The 18090-nt window shown below is 47.6% G+C and carries 11 protein-coding genes; 6 read left to right on the top strand and 5 right to left on the bottom strand.

Features of this window, described 5'->3' with window-relative positions; all coding sequences use genetic code 11:
• Positions 1-249: 249 nt before the first annotated feature.
• Both AC5JBY_RS29270 and AC5JBY_RS29265 read left to right on the top strand, forming a co-directional pair.
• Entirely contained in the window at positions 250-693 is a 444-nt protein-coding gene (locus tag AC5JBY_RS29270; RefSeq protein ID WP_495908242.1) for a hypothetical protein, read from the top strand.
• Positions 694-794: 101 nt separating this feature from the next.
• Positions 795-3614 (top strand): CHAT domain-containing protein, encoded by a 2820-nt coding sequence (locus AC5JBY_RS29265; RefSeq protein ID WP_495908241.1) that lies wholly within the window; start codon positions 795-797, stop codon positions 3612-3614.
• A gap of 7 nt (positions 3615-3621) precedes the next feature.
• Here AC5JBY_RS29265 and AC5JBY_RS29260 read toward each other — a convergent pair whose 3' ends face one another.
• Positions 3622-3831 (bottom strand): hypothetical protein, encoded by a 210-nt coding sequence (locus tag AC5JBY_RS29260; RefSeq protein ID WP_495908240.1) that lies wholly within the window; start codon positions 3829-3831, stop codon positions 3622-3624.
• A gap of 351 nt (positions 3832-4182) precedes the next feature.
• Between AC5JBY_RS29260 and AC5JBY_RS29255 the strand changes: the two genes are divergently transcribed.
• Together AC5JBY_RS29255 and AC5JBY_RS29250 are read left to right on the top strand one after the other, a co-directional pair.
• Positions 4183-4773: an RNA polymerase sigma factor gene (locus AC5JBY_RS29255; RefSeq protein WP_495908239.1), complete on the top strand. Its 591-nt coding sequence runs from the start codon at positions 4183-4185 to the stop codon at positions 4771-4773.
• A gap of 7 nt (positions 4774-4780) precedes the next feature.
• Entirely contained in the window at positions 4781-5515 is a 735-nt protein-coding gene (locus AC5JBY_RS29250) for a tetratricopeptide repeat protein (protein WP_495908238.1), read from the top strand.
• Positions 5516-5526: 11 nt separating this feature from the next.
• On the opposite strand, the gene AC5JBY_RS29245 is transcribed toward AC5JBY_RS29250, so the two are convergent.
• The 4 genes from AC5JBY_RS29245 to AC5JBY_RS29230 form a co-directional block, all read right to left on the bottom strand.
• Positions 5527-6570 (bottom strand): homoserine O-acetyltransferase family protein, encoded by a 1044-nt coding sequence (locus AC5JBY_RS29245; RefSeq protein WP_495908237.1) that lies wholly within the window; start codon positions 6568-6570, stop codon positions 5527-5529.
• 78 nt (positions 6571-6648) lie between these two features.
• The gene (locus tag AC5JBY_RS29240; protein WP_495908236.1) at positions 6649-7974 is read right to left on the bottom strand and encodes an O-acetylhomoserine aminocarboxypropyltransferase/cysteine synthase family protein; all 1326 of its coding nucleotides are present in this window, start codon (positions 7972-7974) and stop codon (positions 6649-6651) included.
• A 347-nt stretch (positions 7975-8321) separates the two neighbouring features.
• The gene (locus AC5JBY_RS29235) at positions 8322-8918 is read right to left on the bottom strand and encodes a hypothetical protein (protein WP_495908235.1); all 597 of its coding nucleotides are present in this window, start codon (positions 8916-8918) and stop codon (positions 8322-8324) included.
• Between the two features lie 77 nt (positions 8919-8995).
• Positions 8996-12859: an AsmA family protein gene (locus tag AC5JBY_RS29230; protein ID WP_495908234.1), complete on the bottom strand. Its 3864-nt coding sequence runs from the start codon at positions 12857-12859 to the stop codon at positions 8996-8998.
• Positions 12860-13053: 194 nt separating this feature from the next.
• Between AC5JBY_RS29230 and AC5JBY_RS29225 the strand changes: the two genes are divergently transcribed.
• Together AC5JBY_RS29225 and AC5JBY_RS29220 are read left to right on the top strand one after the other, a co-directional pair.
• Positions 13054-15051, top strand: a complete 1998-nt coding sequence (locus AC5JBY_RS29225; protein WP_495908233.1) for a PKD domain-containing protein — start codon at positions 13054-13056, stop codon at positions 15049-15051.
• 25 nt (positions 15052-15076) lie between these two features.
• Positions 15077-17788, top strand: a complete 2712-nt coding sequence (locus tag AC5JBY_RS29220; protein ID WP_495908232.1) for a CHAT domain-containing protein — start codon at positions 15077-15079, stop codon at positions 17786-17788.
• Positions 17789-18090 lie beyond the last annotated feature (302 nt).

Raw genomic sequence — 18090 nt, 5'->3', positions numbered from 1 at the left:
TTTATTCAATGAATTACGACAAAAAGCTGTAAAAGCTTACGACCCTGGAAAGAACAGTACTGTACTTGTCCTTATTTATGGTTGCTCATCCTTCCTTATGGAACGTATGCTTCTCTGAAAACGGAAGCCATCCTTGTATTGAAACCAACAGGTAACCTTTTAAAACCTGCCCTGGCGGTGTTATGTACGGGATGTGCCAGCAATAGCACATAGCAAACCTCCATTGTTCACTTTAAAAAAACGGGTTTTATGAGTAGTAATGCATTAACCGCCGCCACTGATGCGCAAGCGCTAAAGGGTGGACCTCCCGCTCCCAAGGGCTATACCAAATGGTTCGACGTCGTATTTAAGAATGTTATTTTCGATCCTTCCATCCTGCATCGCAAAGAAGCCATAGAGGGCTATTATATCGGTTATCTTACCGGTTATAATACGATCAAGCAGAAGAAATATGCCATTCTTTTTGAATGGACCGAAGTGCCCAGCAAGCTGCCTAATTGTAAGGATTTTACTTTACATGTGTTCGTCACTCCGCCTCCTGTGTTTATCCGGAAAGGGGGGAAAGCGTTAACGTCGAATGATGCACCTTCTTTTGCTGCCGCTGCTGTTCCTGTTATCACAATGGACGACCCCGATGATGACCGTGAAATCGATCCACCACCGCCACCGCCGCCACCACCACCTACCATGTAAACGATATTAGAACAGAGAAAGGCGATGAAAGTCCCGGCAATGCAGCTTGCTAAAAGCTGTTTGCCGGGACTGTGTGTTTTTATTAACTACCTTTAACTGCCATGTTAAAGCTCGTCGTCTTTGTTATTAGTAGCCTGCTCCTGACTGTTGGACTGAAGGGTCAATGTCCTGACAGGGATTCCCTGTGGCGGCAGATCAACAGGTTGAAAGATTATCCTTATCCTTATGACTCGACGAGGGGGGAATTGCTGGCGCTGGAAAAAAAGATCGCAGCCTGCCCGTATGCCCAGGATTCAGTACGCGTGTTATTGCTCCGGTCTATTGCCAATACCTGGTATTATCAAAAAAACTATCTCAACACTATCCGATATTTTCAGCAGGTGACCTCGCTGATCAGGCGGGTGCCCAATAATCCTGCTATAGATGAACGGGAGCTACTCCGTGCCTATTATTGGATTGCCGATTCGTATCAAAAGATCAATAATATACCTGAAAGAATAAAGGCGCTCGATAGCTGTATCGATGTGAGCCGGCGGCTCAATTATACCAATACTTCGACCCTGCCTGCACTCTACTACCGCGGAGAGTATTTTTTCAACATGGGTGACTATCACCATTGCATTGATTTTTTTAGTGCCTGCAAAACAAAAGCGATCGGGTTTCTTCCTTTTGCCGAAAGTCGCCGGGACAGTACATTGGCTATTAGCTGTGCGTTCAGCAGCTTTGTGTGGCATGTCAATGCCCTTATACGACTAAAGCGGTATGATGAAGCGGAGGTATTGCTGAACAGTGAGGTCAACGCATCGGGCACCAGCAGTTTCGTTGCCTATAGGGGTATTTTTTATGGCCTTCGTGCAGAAATGGAATTGCATAAAGGCAATTATGATCAATCCATTAAAACTTTCCGGCAAGCGCTCACCGTGGAGCAGCGGCCATTTGGGCGCAAACAACTGCTCAATACCATGGCCACTGAAGTGTATTTCAAGCATTACAAAAACTATAAGAAGGCGCTATCCCTGTTCAAAGAGGCGTTGGCACATAATAATACTGATAGTACTTATTTTACCGTAGACTCTGCCGAGTCGATGAATATCTGGGCCAATATGGCCGAAGTGTATGTGCAGCAGGGCATGTATGACACGGCTTTCAGGTGTTTTCGCAAGGCGTTAGACTTTATCAGGCCGGGCATTAGTATGGCTGAGATCGTAAACAGCCCTACGGAAGCTTTTGTAAAGTATAAAAAAATCCATTATCTCACCGGCCTGCTGACTGAGCAGGGTGATACCTGGCGGAAGCAGTATGCCCGGTCGGGCAACACAGGGGATCTGCGTACGGCTATCGATATTTTTAAAAGGGCCGATCAACTGGTGAATCGTATCAAGGGGGAACAATCGAACCTCAACTCCAAATTATTCTGGCGCAGTAACAGTCATGGCTTGTATGAACATGCGTTGGAGGCTTGTTACGATTCCCGCAACACAGAAGATGCTTTTTACTTTTTTGAAAAAAGCCGTGCCGTATTGCTGAACGACCAACTGGCAGAGCAGCGCTGGATGGGAGAGCAGGACATCCTGGAGCAAACGCAGGCTACGCAGCGGCTCAATACTCTTACCCGGGAGCTGGACAACCGGCAGCTGTCTGCTTCCGACCGTGCTACTAAGGAGGCCGAAAAAGCCAATACCCAGCAGCAACTCAGTACGCTGACAAACTCTATCAAGGCACGCAACCCATTTTACTATCAGAGCTTCCTCGATACGAATTTTGTGAACCTGCAACAGGTGAGGCAGTCGATCCTGAAAGATCACCAGGGGTTGGTAGAGATCTTTTCCGGTGACAGTGCGGTGTACGTAATGATCATTACTGCAAAAGACGCCCGCTTCCGGAAGATCGATAAGCAGCTGTATGACAGCCTCGCCAACCAGTTTATCAGTTATCTTACCGACTACAACAAGCAGAATACCAATTTCGACACTTTTACACAGGTATCGCATAGCCTGTACCAACTGATCTTTCAGCGTGATGGGATCCCTCCGGGTCGATTGATCATTTCACCCGACGGGCATTATTTTCCTTTTGAGGCGCTGGTGACGCGCATGAGCCCGGTCAATTATTTGCTTAAAGATTATGCTATCAGCTATACTTATTCGGCCCGCTACCTGCTGAATGACTTTGCGGCTGTTACCAATAAAAAAGCCAAGCCTTTTATGGGGTTTGCGCCGGTGCAATATGCAGGTACCCGGCTACCCGCATTGAAGGAAAGTGATCGCTCGCTGAATGCTTTGACGGACTATTTTGGCTCTGCAGATAATTTTACCGGGAGGGAAGCATCCCGTAACAACTTCCTCCGGCATTTTGCCGACTACCGGGTAATTCAGTTGTATACGCATGCCATGGATAATATGCAGGGGGAGCCAGTGATCTATTTTGCCGATTCTTTGCTCTACCTGTCGGACCTGGTGAGTGATAAAAAGCCTGCAACCAGCCTTGTGGTACTGTCGGCCTGCGAGACTGGCACCGGTAAATTTTACCAGGGAGAGGGGGTGTTCAGTTTCAACCGGGGGTTTGCTGCGCTTGGTATTCCGGCTGCTATAACCAACTTGTGGAAGGCTGAGGATAAAAAAACTTATGCGCTGACTACTTCTTTTTATAAATACCTGGCAGCAGGCGAGCCAGCCGACGTGGCGTTGCAACATGCCAAGCTGGAGTTTATGGCTACTTCTAAAGAAAATGCACTGCCTTATTGCTGGGCAGTGCCTGTGTTGACGGGGAAGGTAACTGTGCTGCCGGAGCAAACGACTACTGCCTGGTGGCTGTTATTACCGGCCCTTGCGTTGGCCCTGATCGTGTTGGTCGTTGTCTATCGCTGGTGGCGTGGCAAGAAGGCGGTGCGCTCCTTTTCGCAGCAGCCTGTGGTTGAATAATGGGTTATTAAGTAACGGGTGTGATCTTGCGCAACAACTCCTTAATGGCGATGATCTGCTTGCAGATGGCCTGTATCTCGTGGGGGTGCTCCAATATATTCAACCGGTTCAATTCTTCTTCCAGTTGTTTCATCCTGGCCAGGTGGTAAACCTGCTGGGCTTCCCGTGAATCGAACGGCACTGTATCGTCACTAAGATGCATGTTTTGCACTTTCATAGAAGATAGTCTTATTGCTACGTTGGTTAATGTGCCCCGGCTTTCTAACCGGGTTTACTGTTTTATTGCGCTTTTAAATGGGCTATAAAGCCCCACGCAGAAGCGGGGGCTTTATGTTATAGCACTGCAAATCCCTGCCGCGCAGTTATTTTAAATTGTCATTATCTGGTAAATTGTTCTCTACAGGAATATTGAGATACGCGGTTTTAGCATGGATAGATAGCTAAGTAGTCGCGGGGGTTAGTCCGATCTTATTTGATTAGACGCAGCATTTGTGGTGGGGGAAACAGGTTGCATAAATTATTTTTGGGCATATTTTTGGTATCTTACATGCAACTGCCGCATTCTATAATGAACGAGTCTAAAAATTTACCTGTTGCCGATCTCCGGATCATCGAAAGTCTTACCCGTGGCGGCATTAACAAACGAAAAGGGGAGGAAGAGCTGTTTACTACATATATGTATTTTATACATGAGGGGATGCGTAAACACTCGCTCACGGAGGACGAAGCCTTTGATGCTTACTCCGATACGATCCTCACAGCCATCGAAAAGATCTCCGACGGAACCTTTGAACGGGCCTCTTCTCTAAAAACCTGGTTGTACAAAATTTTTCATAACAAAAGCGTTGACCTGTTACGCAAAAGGACGACTAATAAGAATAAGGTGCATCAAACGGTCGATATCACGGACATGTTGGTACATGTCTCGGATGCTGCGAAGACCATCGTGCAAAAACTGGCAGATCAAGCAGATGAAGCACTGTTGAGGCAACGGTTGACGGAGGTGGGAGATACCTGCCACCAGTTGCTACAGCTCTCGGCAGAAGGACACACAGATAAGGAAATAGCCGCACTGATGGAGTACAAAACAGCCGATGTGGTAAAGACCAGCAGGCTACGTTGCCTGGAAAAACTGCGCCGATTATACAAACCGACATAAAGGTCACATGAAACATCTTGCGTACATAGACGACTACTTCAAAAGCACTGAGCCGGCTGTCGATAGCGGCGAATTCGAGCAAAAGCTGCTGGATGACACTTCCTTTGCGGAAGAAGTAGCTTTTTATCTCACTACTCAACGGCTATTACAGGAAAAAGCCCGGAACGAAAAGATAGAGCGGTTCAAAGAGCTGTACGAACAACAACCGGTGTCTTCATCCCCATTGCGGGTTGTAAGACCGATCAACCGTATCTGGCGCTATGTGGCCGCAGCAGCTGTTCTTGTGGGATTGATATTTACGATCAACCTGTTGCTGCCTGTGTCGAAGCAACAAATGGCTGACCGCTATATTCAGCAGGAATTATTGGATCTCGATGTTTCCATGAACAGCACGATAGATAGCGTTCAAGCGATGCGCGACCTGTACAACCAGGGCAAGCTCAGTGAATCGCTGGCCATGTCTGAAGCTATTATAAATAATAATGGTGGCAACCTGAAGGCGCTCGAGTATGCAGGTGTTATCAATTTGCGGTTGCAAAAATACGATGAGGCATTGCGTTGGTTCAAGCAATTATCTGAACAAAAAGCCTACTCCAATAAAGGTGTTTTTTATCAAGCTGTTACACTCATGAAACGTAACCAGCCAGGCGATCTGCCACTTGCCAAGACATTACTGGACGAAGTGGTGAAGAAAGACCTGGATGGAAAAGCGTTTGCTGAAAAATGGTTGGAAAAATGGTAGTAAGTAAAGGATCAGTTAACCTGAAGTCTGTAACCTGCCGTTTTTAAAAAAGCTGTTATCTCCTTCTCTATAATTTCAAACTCCAGCAGGAAACCATCGTGTCCATACAGTGAATTGATCACTGCCAGTCTTGCGCCCGGTATGTGTTGCGCTAAGTAGCGTTGTTCGGACACGGGGAACAAAATATCTGTCTCTATTCCTATTACCAGGGCCTTTGCTTTAATGGACCGTAGTGCGGTGGGGGCGTCGTTCCTTCCCCTGCCCACGTGGTGACTATCCATGCTGGCGCTCAGGCGGTGATAGCTGAAGGCATTAAAGCGTTTGGCCAGCTTTTCTCCCTGGTATTGCTGGTAGGAGCCTGCTTTGTATTGCCCTACGGGGTAGGGTGCATCATCGCTTTGAAACAGGTCGTAGGTTTGATAATGGCGGTAGGAGAGTAGTGCTACACTGCGTGCCACCTTCATTCCTTCTGTTCCTGCTTCCGGCGTGCTTTGCTGCCAGGTAGGATCTGCTTCTATACAAGCACGTTGTGATGCATTGAATGCTTTGCCCCAGGCCGAATGCCAGGCATTGGTTGCAATGGGAACAATGTATTCAAAAGCCTCTGGCTCTTCGATAGCCCATTCGAGTAATTGCTGTCCGCCCATCGATCCACCAATGCCAATATGGATCTTGTCGATGCCCAGGTGTTGTCGTAATGGCTGGTATGCGCGTACCATATCGCGTATGGTGAACGCCGGAAAATCATGGTAATACAGTTCTTCACTGTCAGGCTTTTTCTCTAACGGTCCAATACTGCCGTAACAGCTGCCTGGCATGTTGACGCAAACGATGAAATACTGTTTCGGGTCGAATAGTTTCGACGGGCCTACCAGCCCCGGCCACCAACTGGCTGCATCGCTGTTGGCGGTCAATGCATGGAATATCCATACGACGTTATTGCGTTGTGCATTCAGGGCACCGTAGGTATGATAAGCAAGTTGATAACCCGCGAGGGTGATACCGCTTTCAAGTGTAAATGGTTTGCGGTATTCAAATAATTGATGATCGCTCATGTTCAAATCACTGCGTTACTGAGAAAAAAGGCCACCCCACATGGAGAGATGTGGGATGGCATGAGTGGCACTTTCTAATTATGATACAAGTTCTTTGGCAAAGACCTTATCGATTGCCTGCTCGAAGTCGGCAATGATGTCGCCTATGTGTTCAATACCTGCGCTTACTCTCACCTGGTTGGGGCGAACGCCGGAAGCGAGTTGTTCTTCTGCGCTCAGTTGTTCGTGGGTGGTAGAAGCAGGATGTATTACCAGTGTTTTAGCATCGCCAACATTCGCCAGGTGGCTGGCCAGTTTCAAAGAATCAATAAACTGGCTGGCTTTTTCCTTACCGCCTTTGATGCCGAAGTTGAGTATACCGCCATATCCATTGGTGAGGTATTTGCGGGCAAGGTCATGATAGGGATTGTTGTTCAATCCCGGATACTCTACGAACTCAACCAATGGGTGGTTTTGCAACCAATTGGCCAGCGCCAGTGCGTTGTCTACATGGCGTTGTACGCGCAGTGACAATGTTTCCAGGCCCTGCAGCAACAGGAATGAGTTGAAAGGACTCAGGGATGGTCCGAAGTCGCGCAATCCTTCTACGCGTGCGCGGATAGCGAATGCGATATTGGGCAGGCCGAGTGGGTTTCCTTCACCAAATATGTCCCAGAACTTCAGGCCATGGTAGCCTTCAGAGGGTTCTGTGAATTGTGGGAATTTACCGTTGCCCCAGTTGTAATTGCCGCCGTCAACTATCACGCCGCCAATGGAGGTGCCGTGGCCGCCAATCCATTTGGTGGCAGACTCTACTACGATGTTGGCGCCATGTTCCAATGGCCTGAACAGGTAACCGCCAGCGCCGAAGGTGTTGTCTACTATCAGTGGCAGATCGTATTCTTTGGCGAGCTGGGCAAACTTCTCAAAATCAGGGATGTTGAGGCGTGGGTTGCCAATGGTTTCGAGGTAAATAGCTTTTGTGTTCTTATCGACTTGACGTGCGAAGTCGTTTACGTCATCTCCGTCTACAAAGCGTACTTCAACGCCGAGGCGTTTGAAGGCTACTTTGAATTGGTTGTAGGTGCCTCCATATAAATAGGAAGTAGATATGAAGTTATCGCCCGCCTGCAATATGTTATTGAGGGCGAGGAACTGAGCTGCCTGACCTGAAGAGGTGGCCAGGGCTGCTACACCACCTTCCAGCGCTGCGATTCTCTTTTCAAACACATCCGTGGTGGGGTTCATGATGCGGGAATAGATATTGCCAAACTGCCTTAATCCGAAGAGGTCGGCTGCATGGGCAGCATTGTCGAACCCGTAGGAGGTGGTTTGGTATATGGGCACAGCCCTTGCTTTGGTGGTTGGATCAATTTGTTGACCGGCATGCAATTGCAATGTGTCGAAGTGCCACTGCTGACTCATAATGATAGTATTTAATAATGATGGAATAAACGATAAGAAAAGCGATACTGGAATTGGATGGGCGTGCTTATTGACAAGCGCAACCCATCATGGATTGACTGTTACAACAATACGAGCGGTGATATGTCTTTATCGATGGCAGGAGAATACTTATATCCTACAAGTTATGTAGGATATTAAACCTGTCCAAATAATTTTTCCCGGTTAGGTTTGACAAATGTAGGCCGGGTTATACGTGGAGAAATGTTGTATTGAGTTGGAAGGAGGTCTTCTTGAGTGAAAGGACGGGATTATTGATTGGGGGTTATTCCTGTTGAAACTTTAAACCTGGCTCCAGGGTATTTGCCTTATCTCGGCGTCATTACTCTTGCAAACGCATCAGCGATGCGAAGTCTTGCTACCCAAATTATTGACTTATTGGGGTTTGTTTCTACAGCTTTCAATATTCCTCCGCACCGTACATTTTTTCCGATAAATTCTGAGGGATTGACCGGCGCAGCATAGTCGAAATACTCAAAGCAAAGAATGCTTGTCTTGGCATTATTGGCTGCGATTGTAAAGCCTTGTAATTTACCACTCTCATCTTTAGTAAACTGTAGTGAGTTGAAAGCGCGGGATGAAGTGTCGACGCAGGGGTGTGCAGACATGACGATATACTGTCCAATGTATTTATTCGCGTTTTTGATAAAGTCGTCATGCGTCATTTGATTCAGTACGACCATGCCTGCTGCTGAAAAGATGTTCATATAGGTAACGATGCCTCGTAAGTCGGAGCTGTCGTTTTGGGTTGAACTTAAAATCTTGCTTGATTTGTCAAAAGCTTCTTTGAAGTCTTCTTTTTGGAGGGATGGGATAACGGTCCTGAAGTCTTCATAGGTCACAGATTGGGAATAAGCGTTTGAAATCAAGAAAACGGTAAGCAGAAGTGCCAGTGTAAGTTTCATTTCAATAGCGTGCTGTTTAAAATTGCACTCAATTCCGAATATACACATAATTGATTTGCGTGTATCAAAATCATATGTTATAAATGTATCGGAGGAAGCCCTTGCCTGCGCAACTCACGTTTGTAGTGTTTGATGTATTTATTGTTCTTTTTGGCGCCTACGCTGGAGCCGGCACCACTCATCACCATCTTAATCATGTAGTTGAAGATGGACCGGTCGCGGAGGCGCTCGAAGTAGATGATGCCTGTTTTATGCTCATTACGGGTTTTGATCACAAAGGTGTTGGCTATGAAGGTGATCATCTTCGTTATAAAGCTTCTTTTTTGTGCATCGCCTGCCTGCAGGAATTGTACGTTTAGCTTACGGTAGAGCATCTTCATTTCGCCGTAGGATAAATACTCCCGGCCGATTGCTCTTAGTGTAAGTGTGTCCAGGTGGCCGGATCTGATCCTGACAGAAGCCAGTGGCTCTACTACTTTATTCAATACCATCAGGTTGGTGGGGCCAATTTTGGTCGTCATATGAAAGGCTGCCAGTGAATCTGTGTAGGATTCGTGGAGGCGTAAATTAACATGGATGGAATCCAGCAGCCAGGCGTCTGCATGCAGGCGTAGGCTATCTGTAGGGTGGAGGTCGTGGCTTTTGATACTGACCAGTGATGCGTTCAGTTTCGAGATGCCGATGACACCTGCGCGACCTGTCTTCTCACTCAATTCTTCATACCGCACGAGCCCGTTGTGTACCAATATGCTGTCTACTTTCAGTTTCAGCTGCAGGTTCTTAAGCATGTCAACGGGTAACGGCCTTATTACGTGGGGTTCACGGGGTGGTCGCTTATCGCGGTATACGCTGATCAAGGGGTTCTCGATGTGCATGGTAGCTACATGGGCCAATGTGTCCCTGAAATAACCATGCAGATCGGGGTTGTGCATGCTGATCTTACCGGTATGTAGTTGTATGTAGTCTGTCTGGTAGGGGTGTGCGGCTACGTAGGCGTCTCTTTCCTGCACTGGTGTATAGGCAAATGAATCGACTGTTAATGTTCTTTGCTGGTGCTGGTAGCTTAACTGTTTCCAGTGAAAATAGTTTTTAGTGGTAGTCAGTTCTCCCGAGAAGTCCTGCAGGTAAAAGTGAGGACTGTTGTTGAGCCATTCCCGGTGATGTTGATCAGCTTGGAGGGCCAGGTGCTCCAGAGAGAGTGCCTGTAGTTTTAGCTGGCCACTGTCTTTGCCTATGCCATCTACCTGCATATTCCGGAGTGCAAATTTCTCTATGACCGTTTTCCAGGGTACGTCGTGGTGTTTGATCGTGGCAACGGCTGTATTGTCCAGTACCAATTGTATGCTTTGTGGTTTCAGCACAATCGACTTGTCTGCATGCCGGGCAAACGATACGTCTGTGCCTGCTATGCTGATCTTACCAATGTTGAGGGGCTCTTTTCCATCGTGCCTGATGTTGGTGAAGGACCATTGATTACGGGCGGGTTGTTCCCCCCGGTTCCAGTTGAGTTGTAGTGTATGTTCATCCTGCCGCTGCTGCAGGTGTAGCAATGGTTGTTCTACCAATAGTTTCTTAATATATATAGCTGGTAAGGGCTTGCTGCTATTCTTGTACTGTTCCTTCTCTTCTGTCTTTGATAGTTTAACGATCAGGGCAGGATCCTTCAGTGTGATCTCTTCTGCCCGCAAGTCTCCTGCCATCATCGCTTCGAGGTCGGGTACCAGGTTCACCTGTGGTATGGCGGCGGTGATGCTGTCGTGGGTAGTATAACGGGTGAAGCGGATGTCATCGATGTGCGAGCGTGCCATGGGTGCCAGGTTGTATGCGCCTGTATTCAATGACATATCCTTGCCGATGTACTGCAGGTAAGTGCCGTGGATGGCTACGCCTTCCAGTTTGGGCTTTTGTTGCTGTCCTTCCTCTCCAGCCCCCAGTTCTTTTGTCACTGCATCCACGCGCAGGGTTGTGACAAAGGTGGTGATGGTATGATTAGGGCCTGTTATAGAGAGGTGGGTATTGTTGCCCTGTATATGCTGCATGCTTAAGGTGATGGGGGAACGATTGGCCGGAGCAGGGGCTTTATGTCCTGTTTGCAAAGATACTACTGCTTCTTTCCAGGTGGCCGATCCTACATTGATATGATCATTGCTGTCGTTGAAGTCCAGTCCACTCATGCGTAAGCCTTTTACTTTTACGCTCATTTTACCTTCCCGGTCATGGACGGTGGCTTCGGCTGCTTCGAGCAGGCTGCCATCTCCTTTGAAGCTACCTCTGTATATGGTGGCCAACAGTTTTTTTGTTTTTATGCTGCCATTTTCAAAATGTAAAGAGTCTACCGCATCGCCCATCATAGAGGAGGAGCGGGCTGCCAGCAGACGGTTACTTCTGACAGTGAGGTTTACCTGTTGGAGCAGTAGTCTTGTATCAGGGTTGGGTTCAAAGGATACATTGCCGTTGATGACGCGTATTCTTTCCAGGGACATGGAGTTGTCCAGCGAATTGAGCATGGAATATATAGATGTCTTCTTGCCTTTTTGGGTAATGGTGGATTTGATGTAATGTATTTTGGGGCCGTATAGTACTGCCTGTTTTGCTTTGATGTGGCGGTTGAAAATTAGTTCCTCCCATGACAGGCTGTCCAGTTCGAACAACGGTAATTGATGATGGCGTACGACTGCAGCGTGGTTAAGGCTGTTGATCGAAAAGTTATTGAGTAATATGCTCGAGTTCTCGATGCGGATGCTATCGAACTTAAAGCGATAAGTGCTGTCTTTGTTCAGGCTGGAATATCCCCGCACGGCCATGTCGAAGCGGCCAACCGTGACTGGCTGTTCTGCTGTGCGATCAATTACGAGGTCGCGCATTTCAAAGTCATCGCCTTTCGTACTGAATTCAGCAGATTGTCCGCTTTGTGTAGTGACCACGGAGGTGCTGATATTCTTCACACCCATGTATTTAAGCTGTGTGTTGATGCCCAGGTGGCGCAGCAGGGTATCCATCTGAACGGGGGGCTTATCTTTCTGATGTACACTATCTACCGTTACTTTCAGGTTGAGCAATGGGTTTACAGCATACATGGAATCTGCCTTGATGATATTGCCTGCATAGAGTGACGGGAAATCCATATTGGCAAAACGCAGCTTGTCAAAGAACAGGTTTACCGATACTTTCTTTTGCTGCAAGCCAGTGGAAATGATATGGCAACTGTCCAGTGCGATCGTCCGGTCTTTTACATCGATCCTGAAATTGCTGAAGGCCATGCGGTAGCGGCCATCGGGAAATGTGATCTCCTGGTGATGGGTATTGAAAACGATGTCGTCGCTGAAATAGAAGCCTTGGCCGTCCTTTTTATCTTTATCTACTTTCAGGTTATTGATGCGGAAGTAAATGTTGGAAATGGTGACCGGCTGCCAGTCTTCCCGTGCGCTATTGGCCAGGGAGAAGCGGCCATTGTCGATCTGGAAGTGACCAACGGAAAACAACGACAATGCTTTATGAATAGAATTATACAGGTTGCCGATCTCATGGGAGAGGGAGCCGTGTTTTTTCTGGAGCGTATCCGACTTCATAACCCTGATGTCGGGGTTGTTGATCAGGATACTGTCGATGGCCAGTTCCCGGTGCAATATCAGTGGCGTCAGGGCATGCAGTTGCAGGCTGAGGCGCTTAACTGATACGTGATAGGCGGTTTTTGTCGTTAATGAGTCTGTGTTGTATAAAATGGCTTCTTTCAGGTCGAGCCGGCGGTCGCTGAAATTGTAGGAGACGTTTTTGAGGGACAGTTCTACTTTGCCTTTTGATTTGAGGTGTACGATCTCCCGGATGATGCTTTCGGCATGGTGTACAAACCACACGTAGGCCAGTACCAGCAGCACCAGCAGGATGCCGATGGTGATACCGGTAATCTTCAACAGCTTCCTTATCAAAGGTTTAACGGCCATATTGTAATATACGTCAATTTGTTTGAACAAGCTACCTGCCGGCGGCTTCGGGCGGAGCGTCTTTTATGTGGTGTATACTATCCGAAGCTTATGGCTATAAACTCTTTAATCATGCGTCTTTTTTTATATCTTTCGTGGGGTAACAAATCCAATGTCTTGTTGATATACCTCTGAACACCATAAAACGGCTGAACATGAAACCGGGCCTGATAACAGGATTGCTATTGCTAAGTCAACTGGCCATGGCGCAGGTAAATGATACCTTGCCTGCCGTGGTAGAACCTCTGATCGAGGACAACCGCGTGAAATTTACTTCCCAACTGCGCCCGCTGCGCGGCGTTGCCGGGGCACCTGTTCCATTTTATACTTACTTCTGGGAATTTGGTGACGGTTCTTATAGTTTTGAAAAGGAACCGCATCATGTATACAAGGATACCGGCGATTATCCTGTGCGCCTGTATGCTACGAATAATTATGATGATGGTAAAAAGCCGCCTACGCGTCTTAAGAAGATAAAGGTGGAAAAGAAGACCATGCTGGCAGCCAATACAGCGCCTGCTTTTTTCAAAGGCACCGGATCGCTGGAAATGATCACCAACCAGATGCCGCGGCCGGGAGAAGACATGGTATTGCTGCTGGGCTACCGGAATAAGCCGGGCAGCCCGCTGCCGGCAGTAAGTGGCTCGGTGATGTTGCTGTATAATGAAAAGCAGTTTGCCCAGAACAGTTTCGATATGGCAGAGGCCCGGCGTTATCACCAGGAAAAAAGTATTGGCCTCGATTCGCTATTGGCTTATGCGCCCGCTGAAGAATGGGGCATGGAAGCGGTAGCTGCTTCTTATAGAGAAAACAGGAACGGTAAGAAGAGCTTGTTCACTGCCAGCGCGGGCAGTGCAGCGCCTTTTGCGGATAAACCGCAGCTGAAGCAGTTCCTCAAACAACAGATGGAAGGTTATCGCAAGCATCATATCTGGCGGATAGATGGGGTGAAGCAGGAGCAGTTCATGTTCCTTTCGCTGAATACGCTGCCTGAAATGATCAAGGATACCAATGCTGTGGTAACTGTAACCGGTCTGTTCATTCCTGATGATCCTTCTCTCGATGTGGAGCAATACAGTCTCGAATTGCAGATCGTAGCGTCTCATGATCCCAACCGTATCATGCTCAGGAACCGTCGCCTCAATTACCGCTTTGCCGGTAAAGGCAAGGAGAATATATACAAGATACAATTCCAGAATACCGGTAAGGGGCCTGCCAAAAGGGTGGCTGTGACTGTTACTATTCCCGGCATGCTGAATACGGCCACGGTGGAACTCGTGGACATGAAGCCGGCCTGTGCCTGGTGTGATTCGGCTTATGCCAATCAAAGCTGTATCGATACCATACTTACGAAGGATAGTATTCAATTCATCTTTAAGAATATTTACCTGCCTGGTACGCAGCAGGATGGTATCAGTGATCCAGACTCTACGATGGGCTATGTGCGATATAAGCTGCGGTTCAACAAAAAGATGAAGAAGTTGCCTTTTACCAGCCGGGCCTCTATTGTATTTGATAAAAATGAACCGGTGTATACGAACCGATCGACGGGCCGTTTCAAGAGAGGGTTGTCGCCCGGTATTATTATCGGTTACAATGCTATTCCCGGTAAAGTGCCTGCGGATATAGCGCAGCAGAATTATGTATTGGGGTTCAGCTTGTCGGAATATGCTGCTTATCGTAACTACTTTCAATGGGAGCTTTACCTGCAAAAGTCGCGCACGATCGAATCGTATGATGGCCGCAGGCAGGGTGGCGATACCATGATCAATGGGGTAGGCTATAAGGTGGAATACCGCGATTATTACCGCAAGCAAAAGGTGTTATCAGCAGAGGCTGTCCCTGTGTTCTTCCGGCGTAACCTGAATAACTGGCTGGTAGCTGGTGCGGGTGCATTGGTGGCAGTAGATGTAGAAAGAAGTATTAAGCCGTCGGTAGAGACCTGGGTGCAACGGGCCAATGGCCAAGGGCTGGCCTTGCTGAAGGGTGATGAGCATAAACAGCTTGAATCGTTTACCAACTGGCGTGGTGCTGTCTTTGCGGACGTGCAACTGGGCATGGTACGGACCGGTCCTGCTGTTGGCTGTCGTTTTCTGCAATACATCAATCCATCGCATCAACGTATTTTCCTGTATGCAAGCTGGAAATTATAATTATTTTTAGCGAAATACAACCCTGATGACGCACTGCCTGTATAGGGTAGTTTTACAGTTTGCCTTTTATTGTACTTTCTTTCTTCTTCGATCTTATGCATCGCCTGATAGTACCGGGGTGCCTGCTACTTTGCAGCGCCAGTTGCAGGAGCTGCGGCAGAAAGACAATCTGGAGCAATGGTTGTATGCACGCATCGATTATGTAGATGCTGCTCCTTTTGAGCGTATCGATTTCCTTATGGCCACTCAACAGGACGCTTGGCGATCATACGTCTCGTATGATGAACGCCTGGCCTGGTTCAATGTGCTGATCCTGCAAGGGTATTACCAGCTGCAAACGGGCAATATCCTTTCTTCTATCAATGCTTATGAAACAGCACTTGGGTTTTATGAAGCTTATCCCTTGCCCGACGCGGATAATATCAACTATGTATTGAAACCGCTGGGGAATAATTATACCCGGCTGGCGGATTATAACACTGCCTTGCTCATTCATAGTAAAATATTGGCGCTGGCACAACAGCAAAACAATAACCGGGAAATAGCCGCTGCTTATAGCAATATGGCTATCTGCGCCCGTTGGAAAGGAGACTTATCAACGGCCATGCAATATTGTAGGGAAGGTATTGCCAAGGCCGATCATCGTACTTCTTTGTATGGATTGTTGCTGAGTACTTCGGCGGATGTGTTAACGGAACAGGGAAGGTACGATACGGCAAGTGGTGTAATAGCGGAAGCGTTGCATCATTTAAAGCAATACAAACACGATACGGATGCTGTGTATTGGTATGGGAGTGCCTTGCAAATGGCTGCGCGCATCGCGACATTACAGGAAAAGGATGGGGTTGCCTTGCAGTATGCCCGTGCCGCATTGCAGTTGTTCAATCGTTATTATCCTTCTGCACGCCAACGCGAAAAAGCGAAAGTGAATGTGTTGCTGGGTGATGTATGCAAGAAGACTGGTAAGCCGCAGGAGGCTTTACAGTATTATCAACAGGCTTTGCGTTGGTTATTACCTTCCTGGCAACCGGCCGACTTACTGGATGTGCCGGATGAAGCATTGCTATATAGCGAGAGTACACTGGCTGATGCGCTGGCTGGCAAGGCGGCTATATTGCCGCTGCTGGATAAACGGGAAGCTGCCATGGAGCATTATATTGCTGTATTTGCTGCCGGGCGCAAATTGCGGTCGGCATTTTATTATACAGAATCCAAGCTGAAGGAATTACAAATGACCAGGTTGCGTGCGGATGGGGCCATGCAACTGGCATATGGATTGTGGACTTCCACACAACAGAAAAAGTACCAGGAGCAGTTATTGCTCATTGCTGAACTTTCCAAGGCACAGGTGCTGGCAGAGGAAAGGGCGGCCCGGATTGACCAGGCACAGCATAAACAGTCTACAGACAGCATTACCCGCAAGATGAGGCAGCTGCAGGATGCCATCATTTATTATCAGCATGAACTGGCTGTGGCTCCCAACAACAAGAATATCCCGGCATTGCTTCAGGTGGCCGAGTATGAATTGTCGCTGCTGAATAAAAAGAACCCGATGCAAGACCTTTCGACTGTCAATATGATCGGCATGGCGCAGCTGCATCAGTATTTTCAGCGTATCCCTGTCGGGGTAACGGTGTTGGAGTTCTTCGCAGGGTTTAATAATGCTTATGTCATAGAAGCAGACAATAAGGGTGTCAATAATGTAAGGAGCATTGAAAACAGCGGTCAAGTGCAGCACGCCGTGCAGCAATTCATGGGACGTTGGTTCCTGAAGGGAGCAGGGCCTATGATGAACGCGCCAAAGCAGTATTTTGGGGAGAGCTATGCTATCTACAAGTCGCTATTTGCCGGTTATAAGTGGACGGTAGGGCAGCGCTACCTGTTGATCCCGGATGGTCAGTTCAACTACCTGCCTTTCGATGCGCTGGTGACCAATGATCAATACAGTAATAATTACGCTTCATGGCCTTTTCTGTTTAAGCAAGTGGCTTTATCGCAAGCTTATTCTTTGCAAACCTGGTATCAGCAGCAGTCTGCTACTTACGCAGGTAATGGCTTTACGGGATTTTTTGTATCTAAAGGAAAAGGCCAGCGGCAACCGGAGCTATCGGTTATGCAGGAGTATGGGTCATTGCAAGGAATGATCAAGGGTGATTACTATCTCGATTCGATGGCTACCTGGCAGGAGTTTACCTCCCGTGCAAATGGTACAGGTGTCATGCATATCAGTACGCATGGCGTGTCGGGTGTTGAGGAGGCTGTTCCTTATTTGCAATTGTATGATCAGCCTTTTTATTTGTTCGACCTGCGTTACCGACATTTTGCTCCGGCGCTGGTGGTGCTGGGAGCTTGTAAAACTGCCGATGGTGAATGGCTGGCCGGGGAAGGCGTTAATAGTTTAAGCCGTGGCTTTACTGCTGCGGGTGCCGGTGGTGTGGTTTCCGGGCTATGGAATGTAAATGATGACGCGGCGATTGGTATTACGCAGCGATTTTATGAGGAATTGCAGCGGGGAAAAGATCCTGCACTGGCGTTGCATGATGCGAGGCTGCAGTGGTTGCAGGAGCATACAGAGAATGCTACGATGCATCTGCCTTATTATTGGGCGGGGTTTGTGTATAGCGGTCATTTGCAGCCGATATCGTTGGCGAAGCAACAACAAAATACTATTTTGTATGTTATAGCAGGAGGTGTATTTGTTGTTGGGTTGATCTTTTATTTGAGAAGGAAAGTCTGAACCTGGATTTATAAGATTTTTAGGATTTAAGTTGGAAATATAAATTGTTCTTATTGCTTTTTTTGTCTTGTATATTATATGTGCTTCAATAAGTTATACTCCGATCTACCAATAAGCCGTACAGTGGCTATAAGCGTATTCCAGCGTCCCTGCTGCATTTGAGCCCTCCCGCCTTACTATTCTCTTACTATTGCCTTACAATTGTCTTACTATCGGCTTACTATTGTCATGCTTCTGCTATATGGGAACTATGGAGGAGGCTGGGTGTAGCTATTAGTCTGGCCGCTTTGAGCGGCCTGACC

This window comes from Paraflavitalea sp. (genome assembly GCF_059502485.1).
This window is presented reverse-complemented; position numbering and strand designations above follow the sequence as displayed.

Coding starts and splice junctions, on each gene's coding strand:
- AC5JBY_RS29270 (WP_495908242.1), top strand. CDS start 250: ATGAGTAGTAATGCATTAACCGCCGCCACTGATGCGCAAGCGCTAAAG.
- AC5JBY_RS29265 (WP_495908241.1), top strand. CDS start 795: ATGTTAAAGCTCGTCGTCTTTGTTATTAGTAGCCTGCTCCTGACTGTT.
- AC5JBY_RS29260 (WP_495908240.1), bottom strand. CDS start 3,831: ATGAAAGTGCAAAACATGCATCTTAGTGACGATACAGTGCCGTTCGAT.
- AC5JBY_RS29255 (WP_495908239.1), top strand. CDS start 4,183: ATGAACGAGTCTAAAAATTTACCTGTTGCCGATCTCCGGATCATCGAA.
- AC5JBY_RS29250 (WP_495908238.1), top strand. CDS start 4,781: ATGAAACATCTTGCGTACATAGACGACTACTTCAAAAGCACTGAGCCG.
- AC5JBY_RS29245 (WP_495908237.1), bottom strand. CDS start 6,570: ATGAGCGATCATCAATTATTTGAATACCGCAAACCATTTACACTTGAA.
- AC5JBY_RS29240 (WP_495908236.1), bottom strand. CDS start 7,974: ATGAGTCAGCAGTGGCACTTCGACACATTGCAATTGCATGCCGGTCAA.
- AC5JBY_RS29235 (WP_495908235.1), bottom strand. CDS start 8,918: ATGAAACTTACACTGGCACTTCTGCTTACCGTTTTCTTGATTTCAAAC.
- AC5JBY_RS29230 (WP_495908234.1), bottom strand. CDS start 12,859: ATGGCCGTTAAACCTTTGATAAGGAAGCTGTTGAAGATTACCGGTATC.
- AC5JBY_RS29225 (WP_495908233.1), top strand. CDS start 13,054: ATGAAACCGGGCCTGATAACAGGATTGCTATTGCTAAGTCAACTGGCC.
- AC5JBY_RS29220 (WP_495908232.1), top strand. CDS start 15,077: ATGACGCACTGCCTGTATAGGGTAGTTTTACAGTTTGCCTTTTATTGT.